Origin of the sequence: Rathayibacter sp. AY1A2 (assembly GCF_002930935.1) — a bacterium.
Taxonomy (GTDB): domain Bacteria; phylum Actinomycetota; class Actinomycetes; order Actinomycetales; family Microbacteriaceae; genus Rathayibacter.
Genome location: NZ_PSTP01000013.1, coordinates 60,597 through 87,236, shown reverse-complemented (window position 1 = coordinate 87,236; position 26,640 = coordinate 60,597). Strand labels below are relative to the sequence as shown.

Sequence of the window (26,640 nt, the reverse complement as noted above, 5' to 3'; positions counted from 1 at the left end):
GTCTAGTGTCGTCTCGCCGCGCTCGGGACAGCGTTCCTCCGCAACGACGCCGGGGCGACAGGAAGGCGCTCGCCATGTCGACATCCACCAGTCCGCGCGGCCCGGTCCGGAGCCTCGTGCCCGCCCGCATCGACAGGCTCCCCTGGACCCGCTTCCACTGGTCGATCGTCGTCGGCCTCGGCTTCTCGTGGGTGCTGGACGGACTCGAGATCCAGATCGTCGCCTCCGCCGGCTTCGCGAAGGAGTTCGGGCTCTCGGCCTTCGAGGTCGGCCTGCTCGGCACGATCTACCTGTGCGGGCAGATCGCGGGCGCCCTGATCTTCGGGCGGCTGAGCGACAAGCTCGGGCGGCGCAAGCTGTTCATCCTGACGCTCGTCATCTACCTGGTCGCCAGCGGCCTGGCGGGACTCGCGCCGAACTACGTCTTCCTCGCCGTGTTCCGCTTCTTCGCGGGCATGGGGATCGGCGGCGAGTACGCGGCGATCAACTCCGCGATCGACGAGCTCATCCCCTCCAAGTACCGCGGCCGCGTCGACATCGCGATCAACGGCACGTACTGGGGCGGCGCGGCTCTGGGTTCCGCGGCCAACCTGTTCTTCCTGAATGACGCGCTCTTCGCCGAGAACGTCGGCTGGCGCCTCGGCTTCTTCCTCGGCCCGATCCTCGGACTGGCGATCATCTACCTCCGCCGCCACATCCCTGAGAGCCCCCGCTGGCTGATGACGCACGGCCGCGAGGAGGAGGCGGAGCGCACCGTCGACGAGATCGAGCGCCGAGTGGAGGCGGAGGGCGGCGTGCTCGAGCCTGTCGACGACGCGAAGGCGATCACCGTGAAGGCGACGGAGAGCATCCCGTTCCGCACCATCGCCCGGGTGCTGCTGCGGCAGTACCCGAAGCGGACGCTGGTGGGCGCGACGATGATGATCACCCAGTCGTTCCTCTACAACGCGATCTTCTTCACCTACGCGCTGGTGCTCGAGAACTTCTACGGAGTCGAGCAGAGCGCGATCTCGTACTTCTTCTTCCCGTTCGCGATCGGCAACCTCGTCGGGCCGCTGGTGCTCGGCCACCTGTTCGACGTGTGGGGCCGGCGGAAGATGATCTTCCTCACCTACGGCGTCTCGGGAGCGGTCCTGGCCGTCTCGGCGGTCCTCTTCAGCATGGACGTCCTGACCGCGACGACGCAGACGATCCTCTGGTGCGTGTCGTTCTTCTTCGCCTCCGCCGGAGCCTCGAGCGCCTACCTCACCGTGAGCGAGATCTTCCCGCTCGAGCTGCGCAGCCAGGCGATCTCGTACTTCTTCACCCTCGGCCAGATCGCCGGAGCGGTCGCCCCCGCCCTCTACGGCGCCCTGATCGGCGACGGCAGCGACCGCGGTCCGCTGACGATCGGCTACTTCGTCGGCGCCGCCGTGATGATCCTCGGCGGCGTGATCGCCCTGATCTTCGGCGTCGACGCCGAGCGCCGCAGCCTCGAGAGCATCACCGAGCCCCTGTCGACCGTGAAGTCCTGAGGGCGGATCGCCGCGAGGCCGGGAGCCGTTCCGAGGCGTCTCGGAGTCGGCGTCTCGGGGCCGGCGTGGGCCGCCGTCAGTGGGCCGGGCGGTAGCCGGTCCGGTCGTCGGGGGTGATCGAGCGGAGGACGCGGGCGGGGACGCCGGCCGCGATGGTGAGCGGAGGAACGTCGCGGGTGACGACGCTGCCCGAGCCGATCACGGCCCCGTCGCCGATGGTGACGCCCTGGTTGATCGTGACGCCGCCGCCGATCCAGACACCGTCGCCGACGACGACCGGCTTCGCGGTGCAGGCGCCGGCGGCGCGCTCGGCCGGGTCGAGGGCGTGGTTCGACGTGTAGATCGAGACGCGCGGGCCGAACAGCACGTCGTCGCCGATCGTGATGGGGGCGCCGTCGAGCAGGATGCAGTCGAAGTTCGCGTAGAAGCGGTCGCCGATCGTGATGTTGAACCCGAACTCGCACCGGAACGTCGGCTCGAGGTGCGCGTCCGCGCCCACCGAGGCGACGAGCTCGCGGAGCAGAGCCTCCCGCTCGACCGGGGGACGCCCGAAGCTCGCGTTGTACGCGTTCGAGGCGAGGACCGCCCGCTCGCGCGCGGCGACCAGCTCGGGGGTCATGTCGTCGTACACGGCGCCGGTCAGGATGTGCGCGCGCTGGTCCTCGAGGGTCATCGTCGTCCGTTCGTCGGTGTCGGCGCCCCGACGGGTGCCCGCGCCCACGCTACGGGGCCGCCGCGCGCCGGGACGCCGCCTCCTCCGCCGACGCACCGCTCCTGCAGCGGTGTCTCGATGACGGAGCGGCGTCTCGGCGGCATCCTGCAGCAGGAGCGGCACCTCGGCGCCGCCACGCCCCCGCCGCGCAGCAGGCGTCAGCCCACGTGCACGCCCGGCCGGCGGTCCCGGCGGGACTCCGCGCAGCAGGCGTCAGCCCACGTGCACGCCCGGCCGGCGGTCCCGGCGGGACTCCGCGCGGCGGGGCGTCAGCCCACGTGCACGCCCGGCCGGCGGTCGCGGCGGGACTCCGCGCGGCGGAGGACCTCGCGGGTGACGGGGGCGACCTCGCCGGTGCCGGTGATGAGGAAGCGGAACATGTTCGAGATGGGGCCGCCCTCGGTCCACTCGAAGTAGACGTCCGGGATCACGCCGGTGAGGTCGCGGATCTCGAGCAGCACCGTGGCGATCGTGTTCGGGATGTTGCCGCTGGTCACCGTGAGCACGCGGAAGCCGTGGCAGACGCGGCCCTGCACGACCAGGTCCTCCTCGAAGTCGGAGGAGTCGGTGGTGTGCACCTCGAGGAAGAGCACCGGGCCGCGCATCGGCAGATTGCTGTCGCGCTGCTCCTCCGCCAGCTTGTCCCGGTACTCCGCCTCGGAGCCGTCGTCGGGCTCGTTCGCGAGGATGCGGATCACGCCGTAGTCGTCGGCGTCCGTGGTGAGGAAGTCGATCGCGGCGGCGTCGAACACCACTGAGGTGGCGCGCAGCTGGAACGAGCGGTGCACCCGCGAGACGAGCGAGACCGAGAGGATGCCGACGATGAAGACCGCCGCGATCCGCACGCCGTCGGGCCTCTCGACCACGTTCACGACCGTCGTGTAGACGAAGACCAGCGCGATGACCGCGAAGCCCACGGCGCGCTTGCGCTGCTTCCTGCGCTTCGCCGAGAGGAACACGGCGACGGACGCGGAGGTGATCAGCACCAGCACGCCGGTCGCGTAGGCCCCGCCCTGCGCGTCGACGTCGGCGCGGAAGAGGATCGTGATGACGAAAGCCACGACGGTGAAGACCAGCACGAGCGGACGGACGGCGCCGGCCCACTGCGGCGCCATGCCGTAGCGGGGCAGGTAGCGCGGGACGATGTTGAGCAGGCCGGCCAGCGCGGAGGCGCCCGCGAACCAGAGGATGCAGATCGTCGCGACGTCGTAGACCGTGCCGAAGCCCTCGCCTAGGTACTCGTGCGCGAGGTAGGCCAGCGCGCGGCCGTTGGCCTCGCCGCCCGGCTGGAACTGCGCCTGCGGGATGAGCAGCGTGGTGACGAAGCTCGAGGTGATGAGGAACGCCGACATCGTGACGGCGGCGGTGATGAGCAGCCGCTTCGCCCCGCGGATGCGGCCGACCGGGGCGTCCTCGGTGTCGCCCGCGTCGCCGCGGATCTGCGGCATGACCGCGACGCCGGTCTCGAAGCCGGAGAGGCCGAGCGCGAGCTTGGGGAACACGATGAGCGCGATGCCGACCATGACCAGCGGATTCCCGTGCTGGGTCGTGAGCGCCGACCACCAGTCGCCGATGACGACGGGGTTCTCGGCCACGTGCCCGATCGCCACGGCGATCACGATCGCGTTGAGCAGGAGGAACACGGCCACGAGCACGACCGCGATCGAGATGGCCTCGCGGAACCCGCGCAGGAACACGATCCCCAGCAGGGCGATCAGCCCCAGCGTGAGCGGCACCTCCGCCCCGTGGAACCAGGCGGGGGCGAACGGGTTCTCGACCGCGTGCGCCGTCGCGTCGGCCGCCGAGAGGGTGATCGTGATCATGAAGTCGGTGGCCGCGAACCCCAGCAGCACGAGCACGAAGAGCTTGCCGCCCCACCAGGGCAGCAGGCGCTCGAGCATCGCGATCGACCCCTCGCCGCGGAAGCTCTCGCGGGCCACGCGGCGGTAGACGGGGAGCGCGCCGAGGAGCGTCAGCACCACCAGGACGATCGTCGCGAGCGGAGAGACGAGGCCCGCGGCGAGCGCCGCGATGGCCGGCTGGTAGCCGAGGGTCGAGAAGTAGTCGACACCCGTGAGGCACATGACGCGCCACCAGGAGTGCGTCCTGCCGGTGGCCGCGTGGGGGCCGGGGTGGGCTCCGGAGTCGTCGCGGAGGCCCTCGAGGAGCCACGCCTTCACCCCGCCCGCGCGCGCGGAGGAGAGAGGGGAGGGTTCGAGGGCGTCGGGGTCGCCACGGACGACGGAAGAGGTCACTGGATGTTTCTACTCGCCGTGAGGAGCGCGCCCGCCCGGAATGAGCGGATCCTCACGCTTTCCTCACGGGTAATCGGCTGGGGAGGGACGTCGACGCGCGATCCCGCGTCGTGAGGGGGTCGTGAGCGTCGCGCGAGCGGACCGTGCGGATCGGCCCGGAACGCGTCCGCGTTCCGTCAGGATCCCCTCCCACCCGCCGTCGCGGGGCGACGATGGCGCTCGTGCACCTGCTCCTCCGCCTCTTCGACGCCGGCCCCCGCTGGGGCCGCCACACCGTCGGCGCGAGCCGGTACGGCGTCGTCCGGAGCGAGCTCGTCGTCTTCGCGCCCGGCACCTCCGTCGAGGAGCGGAGGCGCCTCCGCCTGCACGCGGCCGGTCCGCAGCTGGTCGTTGCCGTGACGGCCGCCGGCGCCGTCGGGACGCTCGTGCTCGACCGGCTGCCGCTCCTCCTGCTGGCCGCGCTCGCCCTGCCGACCGCGTCGCTCCTGCTCTTCTCGGCCCGCTCGACCCGCCGCCTCCGCCGGGCCTGCGCCCGCCGGCTCGTGATCGCGGACGTCGACTCCCCCGCCGTCGCCGAGCAGGCGGCGATCGCGGCCGTGCTGCGGCGGGCCGACCGGCTGCTCGACGCCGGCGTCCTCACTCCGCTCGAGCACGAGGAGGTGTGGGCCTGCGCCCACGACCGGGTCGCGGGCCGCGTGGCTGACCGCCGCTCCCAGCCCCGGGCGGGAGGATCGGGGACGTCCGCCACCGATGGGAGCCCCTCATGACCACACCGCGCCGCGCACTGATCCTCGTCGACGTGCAGCAGGAGTACTTCAGCGGTCCGCTCGAGATCCAGTACCCGCCGCACGCGCAGTCGCTGCCGAGGATCGCCGCCGCTCTGGACTCCGCCGCCGCCGCGGGCCTCCCGATCGCCGTCGTCCAGCACAGCGCGGGCGAGGGAGCGCCGATCTTCGACCCGTCGGGTCCGTCCTTCGCGCTGCACCCGGAGATCGAGAAGCGCCGCTCGGATTCGTGGAAGAACGTCACGAAGCAGTTCGGCACGGTCTTCGCGGGGACCGACCTGCTCGACTGGCTCCGCGAGCACGACGTCGACACGATCACCCTCGTCGGCTACATGACCAACAACTGCATCCTCGCCTCGGCCGCCGAGGCCGAGACGCACGGGCTCCGCGCCGAGGTCCTCTCGGATGCGACGGGCGCGATCGCGATCGCGAACGACGCCGGCTCCATCGACGCGCACTCCCTGCACACCACGCTGATGGCGCTGCTCAACTCGAACTTCGCCGCCGTCGCCCCGACCACCGTCTGGATCTCGGCGCTGAAGGGCGAGTACACCCTCCCCATGAGCAGCCTGCCCGAGTCGGCGACGGCGGGCGCCGCTCGCTGACGGGCACTCCTCCGGACGGATCGGCCGGCTCTACTCTCGGTGCATGGCCCTTCTGCACCGTGCGACGATCACCCCCGGGAAGCTCGAGATCGTGGAGGCATGGGCGCCGACGCAGCCCTGGTGCGAGGGCGGCGGATTCACGCAGCTCGGCGCCTACCGGTTCGACGACCCCGATGGCGAGGTGGGAGTGGAGACGCTGATCGTCCAGTCGACCGGGCAGCCGCCGCTCCAGGTGCCGCTGACCTACCGCGGCTCGCCTCTCGCCGGCGGTGACGCGCATCTCCTCGCGACCGTCGAGCACACCGTCCTCGGTCGTCGCTGGGTCTACGACGGTGCCGGCGACCCCGTCGCGATCGCCGCCTTCGCCACGGCGATCCGCACCGGCGCCCGGGAGGTCGAGCAGCATTTCGAGGAGGACGGGCAGCGCATCGTCCGCCCGCCGACCGCGACGGTGCAGGGCAGCGGATCAGGCGCCGGAGCGTCCGGGCCGCCGTCGACGGTGCTCGTCCGCAGCGACGCACGGACCACCACGACCTCGGCCGACGGTCTGACTCTCGTCCTCGCGCGGGTCCTCGCGCCGCCGTTCCTCGAGGGCGAGGAGCGGCTGACCGGCAGGTGGAGCGAGGCGCTCCCCGTCACCCTCGCCGTCCTGGCCTGAACCGGCTCCGGTGGTCCGCCGCCCTCCGTCGCCCGGGTCGTGGGCGACGGACGGCGGCGCGCTCCGGGAAGACCTGCTCAGTGGCCGCGCAGTGCCGCGACGGTCCGAGTGGGACTAGTCGTTCAGGTGCGCGATGGCGTAGTCGGCCTCGTCGCTCGTGAACTGCTCCCCGTACTCGCTGGTCAGCTGGTCGCGGATGGCCTCCGGCGCCATCGCCATCTGGGCCTGGTAGTCCTTGGCCTTCGCCAGCGCGTTGGCGTTCCAGTCGGCGGAGACGGTGTCCACCGCGTACTGCGCGGCCTCGGGCGAGAACTGCTCCCCGTACTCGGAGGTGAGCTGGCCGTACAGGCCCGCCTTGCTCATGTGGAGCATCTCGGAGTAGCTCTGCGCCTTGATGAGTGCCGAGGCGAACTCGGGCGAGACCTGCGCAGCAGCCGCCGTCTCGACAGGCGCCGGGGCAGGGGCGACCGTCTCGACGGGTGCGGGCTCCGCCGTCTCGACGGGTGCGGGCTCCGCCGTCTCGACGACCTCCGCCTCCTCCGTGGCCGGCACGACGGGAGCGGTCGTGGGCTCGGACGACTCGACGATCACGGCCGCCGGGCGGTCGCTCGAGGCGGAGTTCACGGCGGCTCCGAAGCCGATCGTCGTCAGGAGCGAGGCGAGGACGGCCAGACCGCCGAGGACGACGCCGGTGATCGACATCGCCTTCGACTGACCGCGGCGGAGGGCGAGGATGCCCAGGACGACGGCGGCGATCCCGACGAGTGCTCCGAAGACCGGCACGAGGCCGACGAGGAACGCGACGATGCCGACGACGAGTGCGGCGATGGCGAGGCCGGCCGGGCCGGTCGCGCGGGGGCGCGGAGGGAGGGTCGCCGTGCCGTAGGCGGGGCCTGCGGCGGGTTGGTCGGGGGACGAGGGCGGGGTGTTCTCCGGCGGGAGAGGTGTGCTCATCGCGCGAGTATCGCAGAGCGGCGACGGCCTGCCGCGACATCGAGACGTCCCGTCTCAACACGTCCCTCCCCCTCCCGCGGGATGCCGTTCGGGCACGCCGGACACGGCGTGTCGCGGACCGGAGCGGCACCTCGCGGAGGGAGGACGGTGCGCCTCAGCGCAGCGACTCGAGCACGGCCTCCAGCTCGTCGACGGCGAAGTCGATCTCGGCAGCGGTGACCACGAGCGGCGGCGCCAGGCGGATCGTCGAGCCGTGCGTGTCCTTGGCCAGCACTCCGCGGGCCATCAGGGCCTCGCAGACGGCGCGGCCCGAGGCGAGCCCCGGGTCGATGTCGATGCCGGCCCAGAGTCCGGCGCCGCGGACGGCGACCACTCCGCGGCCGATCAGCGCCTCGAGGCGGGCGTGCAACTGCGCGCCGCGCTCGCGGGCGAGGGCCTGGTACTCGCCGGTCGCGAGCATCTCGACGACTGCGAGGCCGACGGCCGCGGCGAGCGGGTTGCCGCCGAAGGTGGAGCCGTGCTGGCCCGGCTGCAGGACGCCGAGCACGTCGGCGTCCGCGACCACGGCCGAGACGGGGACGATGCCGCCGCCGAGCGCCTTGCCGAGCAGGTAGACGTCGGGGACGACTCCGACCAGGTCGCAGGCGAAGGTGGCGCCGGTGCGGCCGAGGCCGGACTGGATCTCATCCGCGATGAAGAGGACGTTGCGGCGCGCGGTGATCTCGCGGATGGCCGGGAGGTAGTCGGCCGGCGGCACGACGATGCCCGCCTCGCCCTGGATCGGCTCGATCAGCACCGCCACGGTGTCGTCGTCGATCGCGGCCTCGAGGGCTTCCGCGTCGCCGAACGGGACCGTGCGGAATCCGGGCGTGAACGGAGCGAAGCCGTCGCGCGCCTCCGCGTCGTCGCTGAACGAGATGATCGTGGTCGTGCGGCCGTGGAAGTTGCCCGCCGCGACGATGATGTTCGCCCGGCCCGGAGCGACGCCCTTGACCCGGTAGCCCCAGGCGCGGGCGACCTTGATGCCCGACTCGACCGCCTCCGCGCCCGTGTTCATCGGCAGGACCATGTCCTTGCCGGCGAGCGCGGCGAGCGCCGTGACGAACGGGCCGAGGCGGTCGTTGTGGAACGCGCGGCTGGTCAGGGTGACGCGGCCGAGCTGCTCGCGGGCCGCCTCCAGCAGCACCGGGTGCGAGTGGCCGAAGTTCACGGCGGAGTAGGCGGCGAGGCAGTCGAGGTAGCGGACGCCCTCGACGTCGGTGATCCAGGCGCCGTCGCCGGTGGCCGCGACGACGGGCAGCGGGTGGTAGTTGTGGGCGGCGTGCTCCTCCTCCGCGGCGATGAGGGCGGCGGAGCGGGCGGTGTCGGTGTCGGTGATGCTCATGTCGTTCCTCCTGAGGGGACGATCGACTCTCCAGGAGTCGTCGCACTCGGCGTCGAGTGCGACGGATCCTGGACAGTGGAGGGTGAGTCGGCGCTGCTGGTCGCCGACCACGGGGAGTGGGTCAGCGGCGCAGCTCGAGCGTGCAGCACTTCACGCCGCCGCCGCCGAGCAGCAGCTCGGACAGGTCGACGCCGATCGGGTTGTAGCCGCGCTCGCGCAGCTGACGCTCGAAGCCCGTCGCGCGGGAGGCGATGACGACGTTGAGGCCGTCGGAGAAGGAGTTGAGCCCGAGCACGGACGCGTCCTCCTCCGAGACGAGGATCGCGTCGGGGTAGAGCTCGCGGAGGGTGCGGTTGCCCTCCTCGCTGAACGCGCTCGGTAGGTAGGCGATGTTCGTGTCGTCGAGCACGGCGATCGCGGTGTCGAGGTGGTAGAACGACGGGTTCACGAGCTCGAGCGTGACGACCTCGCGGCCGAAGACGCGGGCGACCTCGGCGTGCGAGTCGGAGGCGGAGCGGAAGCCCGTGCCGGCGAGGATCCGCTCACCGACGAGGAGGAAGTCGCCCTCGCCCTCGTTGACCTCCTCGGGGACGCGGACGTCGAAGCCGGCCGAGCGGAACCAGTCCATGTACGCCGGGCCCTCGGGCTGGCGCTCGGGGTAGGTGAAGGAGGCGCCGTAGGCGATGCCGTCGATCACGAATCCGCCGTTGGCCGCGTAGACCATGTCCGGCAGTCCGGCCTCGGGCTCGATCAGCTCGATGGTGAAGCCCAGATCGGCGTAGGTGTCGTAGAGGGTCTGCCACTGCCGGACGGCGAGGGAGGTGTCGGTGGGGACCTGCGGGTCCATCCACGGATTGATGCGGTAGACGACGGTGAAGTGCTCGGGACGGCACATCAGGATCGTCTTCGCGACGGGGGTTCGGGCGGGTGCCTCGGCGAGCACGGCGGTATCGGTCATTCGAGTCCTCCTGCGAAAGGATGCGGATGAGCGGACCGGGTCCAGTGGCTCCGTGCCCCGCGCATGACGCAACGGGATGGAGCACGCTCGCGCCCAGTCTTGCACGCGCCGATCGTGCGGTTCTCGCCGTGGGGCGCACGGAACGCGCGTGAACAGTGGGGGCGGCGCGGGAAAACGCCGCCGGTCTTCCGCAGGGCGCTGTGATGCCGCCGCGACTCTCGCCTTGAGGCGGCTTTCGGAGGGACGACGTTGCGCCTCTCGGCGAGAAGGCCTTATCCCTCTCTCTTGTCATCGCGCTGATGACATCTGTGGAATCCGCCGAATTCGCCCTGAATGGGGGACTTAGGGCAGCGATAAGCGGCATGGGACGATCCCTCCGGCCCGACAGTCGTCGGCCTTCTCGCTCCGACGAATCCGGATGCCCTCCTCCATGCGAACGAAGACCCTCAGCGCCTCCCTTTTCCTCGCCCTGCTCCTCTCCCTCTTCGTCGCGACCCCGGCCCAGGCCGCAGGATCGCCGGCCGCGCCGACGAACGTCGTCGCTTCTGACAACAGCTGCACGGACGCCGTCACCATCTCGTGGACGGCACCCGCGCAGAAGGTCGCCGGCTATCGCGTGCACATCTACATGAAGAAGGGCGACTGGTGGGACGGCGGCGGATGGAACGATTCCGTCCGGCTCTACTCCGCTTCAGGGGCCACGTCGATCACGGTGGATCTCCGCTCCGACCAGGACCCTTACTACATCGAAGTGGCGAGCGTCACCGATTTCAGCGTTCCTTTCGAGGGAGGCTCCGATGGAGTCCTGCTCGTGCCTTCCAGCACCCAGAGCACGACCGCGACCACGGCACTCGACCATTGGTGGACTGCGCCGGCTCCGGCTCAGGTCACAGGAGAAGTGTCGGGCACCGGAACCGTCACGTGGCGATGGGCTCCGCCGACGAAGGACGGGATGCTCTGCTCTTTCGATCGCTATCACTGGTACTCCTCCGCTGAGGGCTATCCGGACTACGACGGGGACCTCGTCGACTCGCAAACGATGGAGGCCACAACTCAGATGAAGCCGGGGCAGAAGTACAACTTCTGCATCGTTGCGGAGACTTTCGCATACATGGGCGACGAGACGCCGGAGTACTCCTCCGGCGAACCAGCATGCGCAACCGCATCGTGGAGCACTTCCACCCCGATGCCGGTCACAGAACTGCGAGCGATTGCAGGTTCCGATCGGCGGGTCGTCGTGACGTGGCAGCCGCCCGTCGGGGACGGCAACTCGCCGATTCTCGGCTATCGCGTCGGCCGGTCCGGCACTGACGCGAGCGGCAGCGGACCCTGGTCGACCATTGTGAGCACCGTGCGGAGCGATTCCGCTCAGCCCTACAGCCAGACCTTCACGAATCTGAAGGCGAATACCGAGTACACCTTCTCGGTCACCGCTTTCAACAAGATCGGTCAGGGCGAGTCCGCGACGACCACGATCGTCGTCGAGCCGCACCGCGCACCTTCCGAGCCGAGCTCCGTCGTGGCGATCCCCGACAGCTCTACCCGCAGCGCGACCCTGAACTGGAAGATTCCGACCGACACCGGCGGGACCTCGATCACCGGGTATCGCGTGTCCCGCGACGGCATCGACAACAGTGGATCCGGCCCCTGGACCACTGTGGTGTCGGCGTCGAAGCTCTCGCAGACGTTCTCCAATCTGACCGTCGGTTCCGCCTACACGCTGCGGGTGAGCGCTCTGAACTCCGCCGGAGAGAGCGACGGCGTGACGAGAAGCGTCGTCATCGGCGGCACCGCTCTCACCGCCGCCACCCCGACGATCACCGGCACCGCCGCGGTCGGCTCGACGCTCACGGCGAGCGCCGGCACCTGGGGGCCCTCCCCTGTCGCCCTCGCTTACCAGTGGCTCGCGAACGGCACCGCGATCAGCGGGGCGACCGGCACCACGTACCGCCCGGTCGCAGCCGACGCGGGCAGGGTGATCACCGTCGCCGTCACGGGCTCGAAGTCGGGCTACGTCTCGACCACGCGGGTCTCCTCCGGGACCGCTGCCGTGACCGGCGGCGCGATCACCGCTGCGACGCCGACCATCAGCGGCACGGCGAAGGTCGGCTCGACCCTCACCGCGAAGCCCGGCACCTGGGGCCCCTCCCCCGTCGCCCTCGCCTACCAGTGGAAGGCGAACGGCACCGCTCTGAGCGGGGCGACGTCCGCGACGTACACGCCGACCGGCGCCACTCTCGGGAAGACGATCACCGTGACGGTCACGGGGTCGAAGTCCGGATTCACCGCCGTGACGAAGACCTCCGCGAAGACGAGCGCCGTGGTGGCGGGCACCCTCTCCGCCGCGACCCCGACGATCACCGGCACCGCGAAGGTCGGCTCCACCCTGACCGCCAAGCCGGGCACCTGGGGTCCCTCGCCGGTGGCCCTCACCTACCAGTGGAAGGCGAACGGCACCGCGATCTCCGGGGCGACCTCCGCCACCTACAAGCCGACCAGCGCCACGGTGGGGAAGAAGATCACGGTGACCGTCACCGGCAAGAAGGCCGACTACACGACGGCGACGCGCACCTCCGCCGCCACCGCAGCGGTCGTCAAGTAGGGGATCCGACCCGGGTCGCCGGGGCGAGCCTGCTCGCGCGGACTCCTCCGGCGGCCCCGGGAATCCACCACCATCGTCCCCCGGACGGGGGCCCATCCCGCCGACACCCGCCCTCGCCCGGAGGCGGGCGGCGGCTAGCATTCAGACACCGTGTCCGCCGCGGCCTCCCGCGGATCCTGCCGAAAGGCCCGCCGTGCCCGCACGCCCCCTCGCCGCGATCGGCGTCTCCGCTCTCCTGCTGGCCGGCCTCGCCGCCGGTCCGGCCGTCGCCGCCCCCGATCTCCCGGGCGCGAGCGCCGCGCAGGAGGCGGCCGCCGAGGTCGTCCTCTCGGGCACCATCGCGCTCCGCGACGCCGATGAGGAGCACCCCGCCCCCGAGAACCCGTACTTCTACGTCCAGGTCGAGGACGCCGAAGGGGACGTGGTCGCCCAGGCGAACACGGGCGCCGACTTCTCCCTCCCCGTTCCCGGCGGCGAGCCCCTCACCGTCCGCGCGAACCTGATCGGCAGCGACGACTGGTACCCGACCTGGTTCGGCGACACCCCGGTCGCCGAGGCCGCGAGGACGACCCGGGGGACCGACGAGTCCGTCGCCATCTCCCTCCTGCGCACCGCCGAGCTGTCCGGATCGGTCACCGCCGACGCGGTCCCGGGCGTCTCCTCCCCCTCCTTCGACGTGCAGGCCTGGTGGGTCGACGGAGGGACGTCCTCGCTCCTCGACACCGTCCCCGTCACCGGAGCCCCCGGCGCCGCCCGCGCGTGGGACACGGGCGACCTCGCCCTGCCCGCCGGCGACTACCTCCTGCGCCTCGTGGAGCCGGGGTACCCCGCCTACGACGACCAGTACTTCTCGCGCCTGGCCCGCCTCGACGAGCGCGCGGTCGTCTCCGTGCCGCCGGGCGGCCGCAGCGGCATCGACTTCTTCCCGTCGGCCTACTCCTCCGACGTCGCCCGCCTCGCCGGGACCGACCGGTACGCGACCGCCGTCGCGGTGACCGCCTCCGGATTCGCCGACGGCGCCCCCGTCGTCTACCTCGCCAGCGGAGCGAACTGGCCGGACGCGCTGAGCGCCGGCCCCGCCGCCGCGAAGCAGGGCGGCGCCCTCCTGCTCACCGACCCGAGCGTCCTGCCCGCCGTGGTGGCGGCCGAGCTGCGCCGCCTCGCCCCGCAGCGGATCGTCGTGGTCGGCAGCGCCCTCTCCGTGAGCGAGTCGGTACTCCAGCAGGTGAAGGCCCTCGGGATCCCGACCGAGCGCATCGAGGGCGTCGACCGCTACGACACCTCGCGCCGGATCGTCGAGGACGCCTTCCCCGACGGCAGCTACGAGAACGTCTTCGTCGCGACCGGCACCAACTTCCCGGACGCCCTCTCGGTCGCGCCGATCGCCGGCCGCCGCGCCGAGCCCGTCCTCCTCGTCGACGGCGCCCGCTCGCGCCTCGACCAGCCGACCCGTGACACCCTCGCCGGACTCGACCCCTCCTCCGTGCAGCTGCTCGGCGGTGCGCCGTCGATCTCGACCGCCGTGGAGGCCGACCTCCGCGCCGCGAAGATCGCCGACACCGTGTCGCGCATCGCCGGGACGGACCGCCACGACACCAGCCGACACCTCAACGACGTCTTCCCGCCGTCCGAGCTGGGCGACACCGTCTACCTCGCGACCGCCACCGGCTTCGCCGACGCGCTGGCCGTCGGCCCGGTCGCCGCGAAGCAGGGCGCCCCGCTCTACCTCAGCGAGCCGACCTGCCTGCCGCGCAGCACCCGTGTGAAGATGCAGGGCCACGACCTCGATCAGGTGCTGCTCCTCGGCAGCCCCCTGACCCTGTCGGCGCAGGTGCGCTCGCTGTCCGCCTGCTGAGACCCGAGACGCACCGCACGAGCCCTGGAGATCCATGAGCGCCACCGCCGACCGTCCCCTCCTCGTCGGCATCGAGACCGGGGGCACGAAGGTCGTCGCGGCGGTCGCCGACGCCGCTGATCCCGAGCGGATCCTCGCGACGACGACCCTGCCGACCCGCGGGCCCGCGGAGACGCTCGCCGATCTGGCCGGTTTCGTCAGCGGCCACGGAGTCGACGGCACCGTCGCCGCGGTCGGCGTCGCCTCCTTCGGCCCGCTCGACATCGATCCCGGCTCGCCGACCTACGGACACCTCACCTCCACGCCGAAGCTCGGCTGGGAGGGCACCGACGTCCTCGGCCCGATCGGCGCGGCCGCACCGGGCGCGCGGCTCGCGCTGGTCACCGACGTCAACGGAGCCGCCCTGGGCGAGGCCCGCTGGGGCGCCGGAACCGGAGTCGACGACTTCGTCTACCTGACCGTCGGCACCGGAGTCGGCGGCGGCGTGATCGCGGGTGGACGGCTCCTCGCCGGCAGCGGCTGGCCCGAGGTCGCGCACCTGCTGCCCCGCCGCCACCCCGAGGACGGCTTCGCCGGCACCTGCCCGTTCCACGGCGACTGCCTCGAGGGCCTGGTCGCCGGTCCCGCGATCTCGGCGCGCTGGGGCGTCGACGGCTCCCGCCTCGGCCCCGAGGAGGCGGCCGCCAACCTCCGCTTCAGCTCCTACTACCTCGCGCAGCTCGTCACGACGCTCGCCTACGTCGCGGGCGTGCGGCTCGCGGTCGTCGGCGGAGGCGTGTCGAAGACGCCGGGGCTCGTCCCCGCGGTCGAGGCCGAGGTCGAGCGGCTGATGGGCGCGCCCGGAGCGACGGGGACGGGCGGCGGGCGGATCCGCATCGTGCGCCCGGCCCTCGGCGACGAGTCCGGGGTGCGCGGGGCGATCTCGCTGGCGGAGTCCCTGCTCGCCTGAGCTCTACCCTCGTCCCATGAGCGACCGACCCGTCGACCCCTCCGCCCCCGACTCCGGTCGCGACGAGACGGTGGAGGAGCGATCCGACCGCAACTGGAACGAGATCCTGCAGGAGCTGCGGGTCGTGCAGACCGGCACGCAGATCCTGGGCGGCTTCCTGCTGACGCTGTGCTTCCAGCAGCGCTTCGCCGACCTCGCGCCGCCGGACGTGGCGCTCTACCTCGTGCTCGTCCTGCTCGCCGCGTGCGTCACGATCCTGGCGCTGGCGCCCGTCATCGCCCACCGGCTGCTGTTCCAGCGGCGAAGGAAGGCCGAGCTGGTGCGGTTCGGCAACCGGGTGGTCACGGTGTGCCTCGCGGCGGGATCGCTGCTGTTCGTCGGAGTCGTGGGCTTCGTGTTCGACGTCGTGCTGGGCGGGCCGGCGGGCCTCTGGGCGGGCGGAGGCGTGCTGCTGCTGCTCGCCGTGGTCTGGGCGACCGCGCCGGTCCTCCTGCGGAGGCGCTGAGGGCGGCGGAGTCTGCCCGCCCCTCCCCCGCGAGTCAACGGGGTACCCGGGTCCGCCGCGCTCTTCCTACCGTGGCCGCGAGGCGCGCACCGCGCCGACGCGAGAGGAGCACCATGACCGACCGGACCGAGCAGCCGCAGGAGAACCCGCAGAACCACGACCACGTCGACGACGCGGGCGTCGACAAGCCCTCGCAGGCCGAGGGCGACGACACCGAGGGATCGGCCGGCTGATCGCCGCCTCGATCCCCGTCCTCCCCGCGGTCGACAGCAGCGCGGCCGTCCTCGCCGACGGCTACCTCTTCGGGACGCGGCGCTTCGACGACGTGGGCGCGGACGCGTTCCGCACCCGGATCCTCGGACGGCCCGTGATCATGGCGCGCGGCATCGAGGCGGCGCGCTTCTTCTACGAGGGCGGGCGCTTCGACCGCGAGGGCGCGCTGCCCGGCTCCGTGCTGCACCTCCTGCAGGACGAGGGCAGCCTGCAGACCCTCGAGGACGAGCCGCACCGGCGGCGGAAGCGGATGTTCCTGGATCTGGTGGAGACGCCCGAGCAGCGGTCGAGGCTGGTCTCGGCCTTCGCGCGGGAGTGGCAGGCGGCCGCCGCCCGGCTGACCGGCGAGCGGGTCCGCCTCCAGGACGTCGCCGCGGAGGTCCTGGGCCGCGCGGTCCTGTCCTGGGCCGGCATCGAGGCCGACGAGGAGGAGGTACTGCGGCGCACGGACGAGCTCCGGGCGATGATCGACAACGCCGGGCGCTTCGGCCCGCCCAACTGGGCCGCGCGACTCCGCCGCCGCTCGACCGAGCGGTGGGCGCGCGGCCTGATCGAGGCGAGCCGGACGGCCGGACCCTCCCCGACTCCCCTGCACCGGATCGCGCACGAGAAGGAGGACGGCGGCCTCCTGCCCGTCGAGGTCGCCGCGGTGGAGCTGATCAACGTGCTGCGGCCCACGGTCGCGGTGGGGCGCTTCGTGGTCCTGGCGGCGCTCGCGCTGCACCGGCATCCGGAGTGGCGGGAGCGGCTCGCCGACCAGGAGGAGCGCGTCGCGTTCGCGAACGAGGTGCGGCGCTTCTACCCGTTCTTCCCGATGGTCGGAGGAAGGGCCCGCCGGGAGCTGGACTTCCGCGGCGAGACGCTTCCCGCGGGGCAGTGGATGCTGCTCGACCTCTACGCGACGGACCACGGCTCGCACTGGGAGGCGCCGGGCCGCTTCGATCCGGAGCGGTTCCGGTCGCCGGTCGACCGCAACGGCTTCATCGCCCAGGCCGGCGGGCACTACGGAGGCGACCACCGGTGCCCGGGCGAGCCGGCGATCGTCGACCTGCTGTCCGCGGCGCTGGAGTTCCTGGCCGCGGGGCACCCGTACGACGTCGAGGACGGGCAGGATCTGCGCGTCAGCCTGCAGAGCTTCCCGACCGGGCCGGAGGACGGCTTCGTGGTGAGGTTCCGCTAGGGGCCGGCGGGCTCGAGCGGGCGGGCTCGGCGGGGGCGGTCCTCCTCCACAGGCCGCGGTTCCGCGCGCTCTCCCCGGATCCGCTCGGGCATTCCCCGCCCGCCTCGCCCGACGAGCACGCTCGGGGGATGCAGAAGCCGAGTCAGTCCTCCGGAGCGTCGAGCTCCTCGAGCGCCCGCAGCGCCTCGCGGGCGCGCTCGAGCCGATCGGCCTCGGGCTCGTCCCACCATGCCGGTCCGCGCTCGCCCAGCCCGTGCTTGGCGAGCCCGACCCTCCTGCGCGCCAGCGCCTCCGCCTCCGCGTCCTCGTGCAGCCTGGCGGAGCGCACTCCCGAGCGCCCGCGCCCGAGGTGCGAGGTGAGGACGGCGACCACGTCCTCCGGCAGCGAGGGGTCGGTGCGCCGCCACCGGCGGCCCTTCACCACGAGCCAGCGCTCGTCGTCCTCGTCGCTCACCCCGTCACCGCCGCCTCGGGTCGAGCCGGTCACCGGTGCTCGTGAGGTCCACCTGCTCCGGCAGGAGGAGCGCCTCGATCCGCCCCGCGGCGGAGAGCCGCAGCAGGTCGTCGACGAGGGCGCGCGAGCCGCCGATCAGCGTCGAGTCGAAGTCGACCTCGCTCGCGAGGTACCAGGCCCGGTCCTCCGGCCAGAGCGCGAGTGGAGTCTGCACGACGAGCCCGGAGGCGTCGGCGAAGCCCGCCGCGCGCGCCCACGCGGTGTCCTCGAGCACCCTGACGTCGAGCGAGAGCAGAGGCCCCTCCCGCCCCGGCAGCTCGACCGTCGCCGCGGCGGCGGTCTCGGGGTGCTCCCATCCGGTCGGCCGGGTGTCGCTCATCCACTCGGGCAGCTCGTCCGAGGCGTCCGCGCGGGAGATCAGGATCCGCGACCCGCCGCTCAGCACGCCGAACCCCTCCCAGAACACGGCGAGGCAGTCGTCGGGGGTGCTCGTGTGCTCCGCGAGCACGGCGGCGACGGCCGCGAGCTCGTCGAGCGGGAGCACTCCGAGGCGGGGCTCCGCGTACTCGTCGGGATGCTCGCCGGTGAGCGAGTACCACTGCGCGAGCGGATGCAGGAGCGTCCCCTCCCGCTCGGCGACCTCGCGCCAGCGCCGAGGCGGGTCGTCGGAGGGGTGCAGGATCCGCACGGCCGCCTCGAACAGCGGAGGGACGATCCCCTCGAAGCGCCCGAACGGTCCGAGAGCACTCAGCATCGGGTCCGCCCGCGCGGCGTCCCGCTCGGCGCGCAGGGGCGCGTCCCGGGGTGTCGGCTCGACCATCGGCCCAGGCTAGCGCTGGACGGTCGCTCCGCTCAGGGCGGAGAGGGCCCGCTGCGGTCCCGTCTCGCGGGCGAGGGCCTCGGCGAGCGCCGTCAGCCGTTCCCGGGCGGGAGCGTCGAGTGCGAGCATCCGCCGCGCCGCCTCCGCGAGCTCTCCCGCGGAGGCGGCGTTGGGGTCGAGCACGGCGGCGAACCCGGCGTCCTCGAGTGCGGCCGCCCCCGCGAACTGGTCCGTCGAGAACGGCAGGACGACGAGCGGCACGCCCGCGGTCATCGCCTCCGTGACGCTGTTGTTGCCGCCGTGGCTGACCGCCAGCGCGGCCCGGCGCAGGAGCGAGACCTGCGGCAGGAAGCCGCGGACCAGCCAGCCCTCGGGGACCTCGCCCAGGGCCGAGCGCTCGGTCGCGCCGGAGGCGAGAGCCACCCGGACGGGCCTGCCCCCGACCTCGACGCCGGCCAGGGCCTCGACGACCCGGGCGAGCACGTCGCCGCGCACCGAGAGGAAACTGCCGAAGCTCACGTAGACGACCGGATCCTCGGACGCGGCGAGCCACTCCTCGACCTCCGCGTCGTCGGGCTCCTCGCGGACGGCGGAGCCGAGGAACGCGTGCGGCGGCAGCTGAGCGGTGCGGGCCGAGTCGTGGAGCTCGCCCGGGTAGTTGAGCAGCAGGACGTCGCCGCTCTCGGCGAAGGCGTCGGCGCTGCGCGCCGCCCCGGGGTCGAGGGTGGTGAGGGCGGCGTTCCACTCCGCGGTGAAGGAGTCGCGCACACGCTCGCAGAGGGCGCGGAGCGCATCGAGGTCGTCCGGCTCCGGGGCGAAGGCGTCCGGCCAGACCGGAGGGAAGCCGTAGACCTCGCCGGGCACCGTGAGCGCGCTGGGGTGGCCGAGAACGACGTCGCCGTAGGGCACGCGCAGGGCCTTCAGCGCCACGCGCGCGGTGAAGGCGAGGTGGTCGACCACGATCGCGTCGGGCTGCACCTCGTCGAGGATCACGCGCAGGCGCGCGGCGACGCCGGACGGATCCCAGAGCAGGTCGGTGAGCCGCTCCCGCGCCTGGTAGGCGAGGGTCGGGACCATCCCGCGCCGGGTGGCGTCGAAGAAGCCGCGGAGGGACGCGCCCTCGTCGGGCGCCTGCTCCTCCGCGCGGATCGTGCCCGGGTTGGAGCCGCGCCCCAGCCGGAGCGCGATGTGCTCGAATCCGAAGCCGTCGACGATGGAGCGCGTCGCGTCGCCGGTGGCCACGACGACGCGCTCGCCCGCCTCCTGCCACGCCGTGCCGAGGGTCGCCAGCGGCAGCAGGTGCGACGCGTAGTCGGGGCTGATGATCAGCAGGGTCACGAGGCCCCCAGCACGAGCGGCGAGCGGAGGGGACGCTCCTGGTCCGCGGTCGCGTGCGCGTAGACGCCCGAGAGGGCATGAGCCATGGCCTGCACCGTGTAGCGCTCGGCGACCATCGCACGCCCGCGGGCCGCGGCGTGCTCGCCGAGAGGCCCTCCTGCGAGATCCAGTGCGGCAGCGGCGCCGGCGGCGAGCGCCGCGGGGTCGGCGGTGTCGACCAGGAAGCCGGTCTCCCCCTCCTCGACGTAGGTCGCGGGCCCGCCTGTCGCCGGAGCGACGACGACCAGTCCTGCGGAGAGCGCCTCGAGGAGGGCGATGCCGAACTCCTCCTTGACGCTCGCGCAGACGTAGGCGCCTCCCGGAGCAGAGAGCCCCGGACGGCCGTGCCGGATCGCGCCGAGCCAGCGGGCCACGGTCCCGTTCGGGCGGTGGCCGGCCAGGAGCAGCCCGTCGGACGCGACGGCGCGGACGCGGTCGAGCTGCTCGCGCTCGTCGGGGCTCGGGTCGGCGAGGTCGCCGCCGACCAGGAGCAGGTTGGCGCGCTCCCGGAGCGAGGGGTCGGACGCCCAGGCCTCGGCGAGCGCCGCCATCCCCTTCACCCGGTGCAGGCGGCCCACGCTGAGCAGCAGCGGGAGGCCGCGGCGGTGCTCGGGCAGCTCCTCCAGCAGGAGGTCGAGCGAGGCCAGGTCCCCGCCCTCGTCCAGCGCGACCGGCTCACCGGCGGCGGAGGCCCGTGCGGCCGCCTCGCCGCGCTCGACCAGGCCGACGTCGATCCCCTCCGGGACGATCGTGTGCCGCTCCGGGTGCGCGGTGATGTCGACGCCGATCAGCTCGCGGATGGTCGCCGCCAGCTCCTCCCGCGGGAACAGGACGGTGTGCGCGGCGTCGGCGGCCAGGCGCTGCACCAGGCGCACGCGGAACCAGAAGTGCTCGGCGGCGTCGCGCTCACCGAAGTCCGCGCGGGTGAGGGCGCCGGAGGCGTCCAGGCCCGCGATCAGGGCGTGCGGGTCCGGAGCGAGGGTGAACACGACGGGGATCTCGAGCTCCCGGGCGACCGCGGCCGCCGCGAGGGATCCGACGTCCGCCATGCGCAGGTGCAGCACGTCGACCCGGCCGGCCGCGCGCAGGATCCGGCGGATGCCGCGCTCGGCGGCGATGCGACGGCTCCACGCCTGAGGCATGGCCACGGGCGGCCCCACGAACGGGACCGGAGCGAAGCCGTGGCCGGAGTCGGGCAGCTCGCCGAGCGCGCGCTCGGCCTCGGCCGGAGTCCCGCGCGAGAGCGTGAGCACCCGGTCGATGCCCTCCTGCTCGACGAGCGAGTCGCCCAGGCGCACCAGCAGGGTCGCGATGCCGCCGTTGTCGCCGGCGCCCACCCGCGTCAGGGTGCCGTCGATGTCGGCGTGGACGAAGAGCTGCGCGACCGTCGGCCCTGCCTCCACGGCCTGTGCGGGGGCGAGGTCGCCGAGGGCGAGCCGGGCGAGGGGCCCGATGGGCGCCGCCTCCTCGGCCAGGCCGGTGAGCAGGAGCTCGGCGTCGTCGGAGCCGCGCTCGCCGAGCGCGTCCGTCGCGGCGGCCCGCGCCTCCAGCCCCTCCGCGCGATCGGCGGCCACGTGCAGGAGGGTGCGCTCGGCGATCGCACCGGGCACGAGGCCCAGGGTCTCGACGAGCCGCGCCCGGGCCGCCGCTTCGCGCTCGCCGAGCAGCGCGCCCTCGAGCGCGACGGCGACGAGGTCGGGGGTCGAGGAGGCCCAGAGCAGGACGGTGCGCTGCGCGAGCATGCCCGAGAAGCCGCCGTCGCGGACCAGGCGCAGCAGCGGTCCGAGCGCGGCGGGGCGGGGCAGGCGCCCGCCGAAGGCCCAGGCGGCGTGCTCGCGGAGGTACGGGCGCTCGTCCTCGAGCAGCATCAGCAGCGCGAGGTCGGCCTCCTCGTCGAAGACCTGCGCGAGCGAGTGCACGGCCGCGATCGCAGTGAGCTGGTCCGAGGGGTCCAGGGCTGCGCGGGTGAGCAGGCGCACCGCGCGGCCACCACCGTCGCTCACCGCGGCGACCGTCAGCTCGTCCGCCATCCGGACGGCCTCGAGCAGAGTGGGAGCGGCGCGCACGGCGTCGAGAGCGGTCTGCGTGGCCATGGTTCACCTGGTCTGTCGGAGCGGAGAGTACGACGGAGCGCGACTCCCGACCGCTGGAGCGGCCCAGGAGGAGCGGACCGGTACCGAGCATGCCGCGTGGGCGGCTGGGATTTCGCCACTTGCGTCGGATCTCCTCCCGCGGTACGGCCTCCTGTCAAGGGGGTGATGGCCGCAGTTCGTTTGCGCAACGCGCGAGGATCCTCAACCGCGGGTCCACTCCAGGAGCCGCTCGACCGGCCAGGTGGTCACGATCCGCTCCTCCGGGACGCCGAGCCGCTCCGCCCGCTCGGCCCCGTAGTCGAGCAGGCCCAGCTGGCCCGGAGCGTGCGCGTCGCTGTCGATCGAGAACAGGCAGCCCTCCTCGAGCGCGAGCGCGATCAGCTCGTCCGGCGGGTCCTCGCGCTCGGGGCGGGCGTTGATCTCGACCGCGGTGGAGTGGTCGGCGCACGCGCGGAACACGGCCCGGGCGTCGAAGGTCGACGGCGGGCGGGTGCCGCGCTCGCCCGACACCAGCCGCCCCGTGACGTGGCCGAGGACGTCGGTCCGCGGATCCGAGGCCGCCGCGACCAGCCGGGCCGTCATCTCACGGGAGGGCAGCCGCAGCTTCGAGTGGGCGCTCGCGACGACCACGTCGAGGCGGTCCAGCAGCTCGTCCGTCTGGTCGAGCGCGCCGTCCTCGAGGACGTCCACCTCGATCCCGCTGAGCAGCCGCAGGGGCCCGGTGTCGAGGCCCGCGAGATGGGCCAGCTGCTCCTCCAGCCGCTCCGCGCTGAGACCGTGGGCGACCCGGAGCCGCGGCGAGTGATCGGTGAGCGCCAGGTACTCGTGGCCGAGCGCGCGGGCCGCGTCCGACATCGCGAGGACGGGCATCGCCCCGTCGGACCACTCGCTGTGACTGTGGAGGTCGCCGCGCAGCCGTCCCCGCAGCGCGCTCGCGGGCGGAGGAGCCGAGCCGCGCAGCTCCGCGAGGTAGTCGGGCACCCGGCCCGACCGCGCCTGCTCGATCACCGTGAAGGTCGTGTCGCCGATCCCGGAGGCCCGCCGCACGAGGGCGAGGTCGTCGCGCTCGGCGGACGCCATCCCCTCCAGCACCGCGGCCGCCCGGCGGAACGCCTTCGCCCGGTAGCGGGAGGCCCGCTCCCGCTCGAGCAGTGCCGCGATCTCCTCGAGTGCCGCTATCGGGTCCATGCGCCCGGTCTACCACGGCGCCCGCCGCGCCCTCACCCCCTCGACGGCGGCGCCGGCTCCGGCCCCCGGCCTCGCCGCGCCACGGCCCCGCCCCGGTCCCTGCCGCTCGACGCTGGGAACCGGCCGAGCCCCGTTGCCCACCGCAACAATCGAGATATATCGTGACTCTCGTCCACTCGCGATGTATCGCGTTTCAGAAAGGCACCCCGGTGCAGGAGGAGGAGCTCATGTCCCTCGAGAAATGGCTCGTACAGGCGGGCGAGACGAAGGTCATCGACCTCGACGTCGTCCGCTCGGTCAAGGTCGCCCTCGTCGGCGGCCAGATCGACGTCATCGCCCACGACGAGCCGACCGCTCGCGTGGAGGTCCACAGCGTCGACGGCCGCCCGCTCAAGGTCTCGATGGACGGCGACCGCCTCGAGATCGACCACGTCCAGCTCCGCTGGGACACCATCGTCGACGTCGTGAAGGGCCTCGGCCGCCGCGGCGACCGCGCCGACATCAGCCTCCTCGTCCCCCGCGGCGTCGACCTCAAGTTCGACACCGTCTCGGCCGACGGCCTGGTCTCGGGCCTCCACAGCGACGCCCGCGTCTCGACGGTCGGCGGCGACATCGTCGTCGACGGCCTGCACGGCGACATCGAGGTGAACACCGTCCACGGCGAGCTCTCGGTCCGCAGCCACACCGGCCGCGTCACCGCGCGCACCGTCTCCGGCGACGTCACCGCGACCGGCGAGCTCACCCGCTTCACCGTCGACGGCGTCTCGGGCAGCGTGTTCGTCGACGCCGAGGGCACCCCCGACCGGATCCAGGCCAACACCGTCAGCGGCGACCTCACGATCCGCGTCGACGAGGGCCTCGGCGCCCGCTACCGCATCAACACCGTCTCGGGCACGCTCCAGCTCGACGGCTCCGTCGTCAAGGGCACCTTCGGCCGGGGCTTCACCTCGACCACGGGCTCGCTCGACTCGAAGTGGGTCGACGTCGCCGCCAACTCCGTCTCGGGAGACGTGGTCGTCGTCCGCCGGTCCGTCGCCGCGTCCTCCGCCTCGGTGGGCGAGGGCTGGGGCTCTCCCGGCACCGGCCCCGCCGACGACCGCCGCCCGATGGACGGGAGCTCGCTGTGAGCCCCGTCTTCGCGCACGGCCGCCTGCGCCTCTACCTGCTCAACCTCCTCGCCGAGTCGCCGCGCCACGGCTACGAGCTGATCCAGGCGCTCAGCGAGCGCTTCGGCGGCACCTACGCGCCCAGCGCCGGCACGGTCTACCCGCGCCTCGCGAAGCTCGAGGAGGAGGGACTCGTCACCAAGGAGGCCGACGGCCGCAAGACCGTCTACTCCATCACCGACGCCGGCCGCGCCGAGCTCGCGAACCGCGCGACCGACCTGGGCGACATCGAGGAGGAGCTCACCGACTCCGTCCGCCGGCTCGCCGACGAGGTCCGCCTCGGCGTCGCGGAGGCGATGAAGAGCCTCCGCGCCGACCTGGCCAGCGCCGCCCGCGACTCGCGGGAGCCCGGACGCCGACCGGAGCACTCCGCCGAGGAGCCGCGCCCGCAGGACACGTCCGGCACCCCCTCCGAGCAGCCCGCGCCGGAGCAGGCCGCGCCGGCCTCGCCCGACGCGCGCACCGCCTCGCGGATCGCCCTGCGCGACGCCGAGGTGCTGCTCACCGAGTTCCGCGACGAGCTGCGCGCGGAGCTGCGCACCGCCGCCTCCTCGGGATCCGTGACGACCGCGAGCGTCGACGCCCTGCGCGCCGCGCTCGACGAGGCCCGCGCCTCGGTCCGCTCCACCCTGGACTGAGCCCGGACACCGTACCGCCGAGAGGGCGGGGATCCCGCCCGGGGTCCCCGCCCTCCCGGCGCTACTGCCGCCCGACCGCCAGCGCCTCCTCCTCCACGTCGAGGAACGCCAGAGCGCTCACCACCGCCGGCTCCTGGTACCGCCCCTCGGAGCGCGCGCGGAGCACCGCCTCCCGCTCGGCCGCGATCATCACGCGCCGGAGCCGGTTGTAGGCCTGCGGGAGCGGCTCCACGCCCTCGCCCTCCGGCGGGTTCTCCAGGGCGTCGGCGAGGAACGTCGCGTTCCGCCGCAGCCGGTCGAGCACGCGGTCCTCCACTCCGTCCTGCGGCTCCGCGTCGAGCCGGGCGAGCCCGGCGGCCTGCGCCTCGGCGAGCAGCATCTGCTTCTCGACGTGCTCCTGCATCTCGTTCGGGGCCGGCAGCTTCAGGGCGCGGACGAGCCGCGGGAGCGCGAGCCCCTCGACGAGCGTCCCCGCCACCACGATGAAGGCGAGGAACTGCAGGAACGCGCGCTGCGGCGTCTCCGCGGGCAGGAGGAACGCGGCGGCGAGGGTGACCACGCCACGGATGCCCGCGAACGACACCCCGATCGCGGTCGGCCAGGTCCACCCGCGCTGCTGCAGCCGGCGCGGACCGTGCCGGAACAGCAGCGTCGTCATGCACATCCAGGCCACGCGGCTCCCGACCAGCGCCGCGAGCACAGCCGCGCCGATGCCGACCGTCTGCCAGACCCCGATGCCCGAGTCGGCCGTCGCCCCCACCACCGACGAGAGGCTCAGCCCGATGAAGAGGAACACCGCGTTCTCGAGCAGGAACTGGATCGTCCGCCAGTTGAGCGACTCCGCGATCCGCGCCTGCGCCGACTGGATGACCGGCGCCCGGTAGCCCAGGTAGAGCCCCGCGACCACGACCGCCAGCACCCCGGAGCCGTGCAGCAGCTGCGCCGGGATGAACGCGACGTAGGGCGTCACCAGCGAGAGGCTCGTGTCCAGGACGGACGACTGCACCTGCTTGCGCACGAACCCGAGCAGCACGGCGATGCCGATCCCGACCCCGCCGCCCACCGCCACGGCCAGCACGAAGTCGAGCGCGATGCGCCCGGGAGTCACCGTGCTGACGATCGCCAGGAGGGAGGCGTTCAGCGCCACCAGCGCGGTCGCGTCGTTGAGGAGGCTCTCGCCCTCGAGCACCGTGAGCATGCGCCGCGGCAGGCGGAGCCGCCCCGCGATCGCCGTGACCGCCACCGCGTCCGTGGGCGCCACGATCGCGCCGAACGCGAGGGCCGCGGCGACCGTGATCGCCGGGACGACCATCCAGGCCACCGCGCCGACCACCGCGACCGTGAAGACGACGAGCCCGACCGACAGCAGGAGGATGCTGTCGCCACGAGCGCGGACGTCGAGGACGGAGGTGCGGATCGCCGCCGCGTAGAGCAGCGGCGGCAGGATCCCGAACAGCACCACGTCCGGCTCGACCACCACCTCCGGGATCCCGGGGACGAAGGAGGCGAGGGCTCCGACGGCGACGAGCGCCACGGGAGCGGACCAGTTCACCCGCCCCGACAGCCCGGTGACCAGGACGGTCACCACCACGAACGAGACGATCCAGACGATCGCGACGACGGGCTCCTCCATCGCGTCACTCCTCCCGGGCGTCCGCGCGCCACGGCCCCATTGTGGCCGCCCGGAGAGCAGCCCGGACAGCCGCCGGGAGGGT

22 protein-coding genes are annotated in these 26,640 nt (G+C 73.2%); 11 read left to right on the top strand and 11 right to left on the bottom strand.

Translation table 11 applies throughout. The annotated features are described in order from the left end of the window. Nucleotides 1–74 precede the first annotated feature (74 nt). Nucleotides 75–1,514 (top strand): MFS transporter, encoded by a 1,440-nt coding sequence (locus C5B93_RS11935; RefSeq protein ID WP_104225083.1) that lies wholly within the window; start codon nucleotides 75–77, stop codon nucleotides 1,512–1,514. Between the two features lie 76 nt (nucleotides 1,515–1,590). On the opposite strand, the gene C5B93_RS11930 is transcribed toward C5B93_RS11935, so the two are convergent. Both C5B93_RS11930 and C5B93_RS11925 read right to left on the bottom strand, forming a co-directional pair. Then, complete coding sequence (locus tag C5B93_RS11930; RefSeq protein WP_104248278.1) at nucleotides 1,591–2,187, bottom strand: sugar O-acetyltransferase; 597 nt, start codon at nucleotides 2,185–2,187, stop codon at nucleotides 1,591–1,593. Between the two features lie 308 nt (nucleotides 2,188–2,495). After that, nucleotides 2,496–4,481, bottom strand: coding sequence for an amino acid permease (locus tag C5B93_RS11925; RefSeq protein ID WP_374953144.1), 1,986 nt, complete (start codon nucleotides 4,479–4,481; stop codon nucleotides 2,496–2,498). A gap of 221 nt (nucleotides 4,482–4,702) precedes the next feature. Here C5B93_RS11925 and C5B93_RS11920 point away from each other — a divergent pair, with 221 nt between their 5' ends. The 3 genes from C5B93_RS11920 to C5B93_RS11910 are packed head-to-tail and all read left to right on the top strand — an operon-like array spanning nucleotide 4,703 to nucleotide 6,529. Next, nucleotides 4,703–5,248: a DUF6611 family protein gene (locus C5B93_RS11920; protein WP_146078485.1), complete on the top strand. Its 546-nt coding sequence runs from the start codon at nucleotides 4,703–4,705 to the stop codon at nucleotides 5,246–5,248. After that, entirely contained in the window at nucleotides 5,245–5,871 is a 627-nt protein-coding gene (locus tag C5B93_RS11915; protein ID WP_104233860.1) for an isochorismatase family protein, read from the top strand. Before C5B93_RS11920 ends, C5B93_RS11915 begins: the two co-directional genes overlap by 4 nt. Nucleotides 5,872–5,914: 43 nt before the next feature. Continuing rightward, nucleotides 5,915–6,529: a hypothetical protein gene (locus tag C5B93_RS11910; RefSeq protein ID WP_104227321.1), complete on the top strand. Its 615-nt coding sequence runs from the start codon at nucleotides 5,915–5,917 to the stop codon at nucleotides 6,527–6,529. 114 nt (nucleotides 6,530–6,643) lie between these two features. Here the strand turns inward: C5B93_RS11910 and C5B93_RS11905 are convergent, their stop codons facing one another. The 3 genes from C5B93_RS11905 to ddaH form a co-directional block, all read right to left on the bottom strand. Then, complete coding sequence (locus C5B93_RS11905) at nucleotides 6,644–7,483, bottom strand: Ltp family lipoprotein (protein WP_104292544.1); 840 nt, start codon at nucleotides 7,481–7,483, stop codon at nucleotides 6,644–6,646. Nucleotides 7,484–7,637: 154 nt separating this feature from the next. Continuing rightward, nucleotides 7,638–8,867, bottom strand: coding sequence for an ornithine--oxo-acid transaminase (gene rocD / locus C5B93_RS11900; protein WP_181068388.1), 1,230 nt, complete (start codon nucleotides 8,865–8,867; stop codon nucleotides 7,638–7,640). A gap of 121 nt (nucleotides 8,868–8,988) precedes the next feature. Then, the gene (gene ddaH, locus C5B93_RS11895; protein ID WP_104226838.1) at nucleotides 8,989–9,825 is read right to left on the bottom strand and encodes a dimethylargininase; all 837 of its coding nucleotides are present in this window, start codon (nucleotides 9,823–9,825) and stop codon (nucleotides 8,989–8,991) included. A gap of 430 nt (nucleotides 9,826–10,255) precedes the next feature. On the opposite strand from ddaH, the gene C5B93_RS11890 reads away from it, so the two are divergent. The 5 genes from C5B93_RS11890 to C5B93_RS11870 all read left to right on the top strand — a co-directional run bounded on the left by C5B93_RS11890 (nucleotide 10,256) and on the right by C5B93_RS11870 (nucleotide 17,189). Beyond that, nucleotides 10,256–12,427: a fibronectin type III domain-containing protein gene (locus C5B93_RS11890; RefSeq protein ID WP_181068387.1), complete on the top strand. Its 2,172-nt coding sequence runs from the start codon at nucleotides 10,256–10,258 to the stop codon at nucleotides 12,425–12,427. Between the two features lie 193 nt (nucleotides 12,428–12,620). Continuing rightward, entirely contained in the window at nucleotides 12,621–14,282 is a 1,662-nt protein-coding gene (locus C5B93_RS11885; protein WP_104292542.1) for a cell wall-binding repeat-containing protein, read from the top strand. Between the two features lie 34 nt (nucleotides 14,283–14,316). After that, the gene (locus C5B93_RS11880) at nucleotides 14,317–15,231 is read left to right on the top strand and encodes an ROK family protein (protein ID WP_104292541.1); all 915 of its coding nucleotides are present in this window, start codon (nucleotides 14,317–14,319) and stop codon (nucleotides 15,229–15,231) included. Between the two features lie 16 nt (nucleotides 15,232–15,247). After that, on the top strand, nucleotides 15,248–15,736 hold the full coding sequence (locus tag C5B93_RS11875; RefSeq protein WP_104223741.1) for a DUF6328 family protein: 489 nt from the start codon (nucleotides 15,248–15,250) through the stop codon (nucleotides 15,734–15,736). A 325-nt stretch (nucleotides 15,737–16,061) separates the two neighbouring features. Beyond that, on the top strand, nucleotides 16,062–17,189 hold the full coding sequence (locus tag C5B93_RS11870) for a cytochrome P450 (protein ID WP_104292540.1): 1,128 nt from the start codon (nucleotides 16,062–16,064) through the stop codon (nucleotides 17,187–17,189). A gap of 142 nt (nucleotides 17,190–17,331) precedes the next feature. Here C5B93_RS11870 and C5B93_RS11865 read toward each other — a convergent pair whose 3' ends face one another. The 5 genes from C5B93_RS11865 to C5B93_RS11845 form a co-directional block, all read right to left on the bottom strand. After that, nucleotides 17,332–17,643 (bottom strand): biopolymer transporter Tol, encoded by a 312-nt coding sequence (locus tag C5B93_RS11865; RefSeq protein ID WP_104292551.1) that lies wholly within the window; start codon nucleotides 17,641–17,643, stop codon nucleotides 17,332–17,334. Between the two features lie 4 nt (nucleotides 17,644–17,647). After that, nucleotides 17,648–18,463, bottom strand: a complete 816-nt coding sequence (locus C5B93_RS11860) for a hypothetical protein (protein WP_104292539.1) — start codon at nucleotides 18,461–18,463, stop codon at nucleotides 17,648–17,650. A 9-nt stretch (nucleotides 18,464–18,472) separates the two neighbouring features. Next, entirely contained in the window at nucleotides 18,473–19,801 is a 1,329-nt protein-coding gene (locus C5B93_RS11855; RefSeq protein ID WP_104292538.1) for a glycosyltransferase, read from the bottom strand. After that, nucleotides 19,798–21,933, bottom strand: coding sequence for a glycosyltransferase (locus C5B93_RS11850; protein ID WP_104292537.1), 2,136 nt, complete (start codon nucleotides 21,931–21,933; stop codon nucleotides 19,798–19,800). The genes C5B93_RS11855 and C5B93_RS11850 overlap by 4 nt, the downstream gene beginning before the upstream one ends. 201 nt (nucleotides 21,934–22,134) lie before the next feature. Then, entirely contained in the window at nucleotides 22,135–23,121 is a 987-nt protein-coding gene (locus tag C5B93_RS11845; protein ID WP_104292536.1) for a PHP domain-containing protein, read from the bottom strand. Between the two features lie 227 nt (nucleotides 23,122–23,348). Between C5B93_RS11845 and C5B93_RS11840 the strand changes: the two genes are divergently transcribed. After that, nucleotides 23,349–24,248, top strand: coding sequence for a hypothetical protein (locus C5B93_RS11840; RefSeq protein ID WP_244230533.1), 900 nt, complete (start codon nucleotides 23,349–23,351; stop codon nucleotides 24,246–24,248). Then, nucleotides 24,245–24,925, top strand: coding sequence for a PadR family transcriptional regulator (locus tag C5B93_RS11835; RefSeq protein WP_104239545.1), 681 nt, complete (start codon nucleotides 24,245–24,247; stop codon nucleotides 24,923–24,925). The genes C5B93_RS11840 and C5B93_RS11835 overlap by 4 nt, the downstream gene beginning before the upstream one ends. Before the next feature lie 61 nt (nucleotides 24,926–24,986). Here the strand turns inward: C5B93_RS11835 and C5B93_RS11830 are convergent, their stop codons facing one another. After that, entirely contained in the window at nucleotides 24,987–26,558 is a 1,572-nt protein-coding gene (locus C5B93_RS11830; RefSeq protein WP_104292535.1) for a sodium:proton antiporter, read from the bottom strand. Nucleotides 26,559–26,640: the final 82 nt, after the last annotated feature.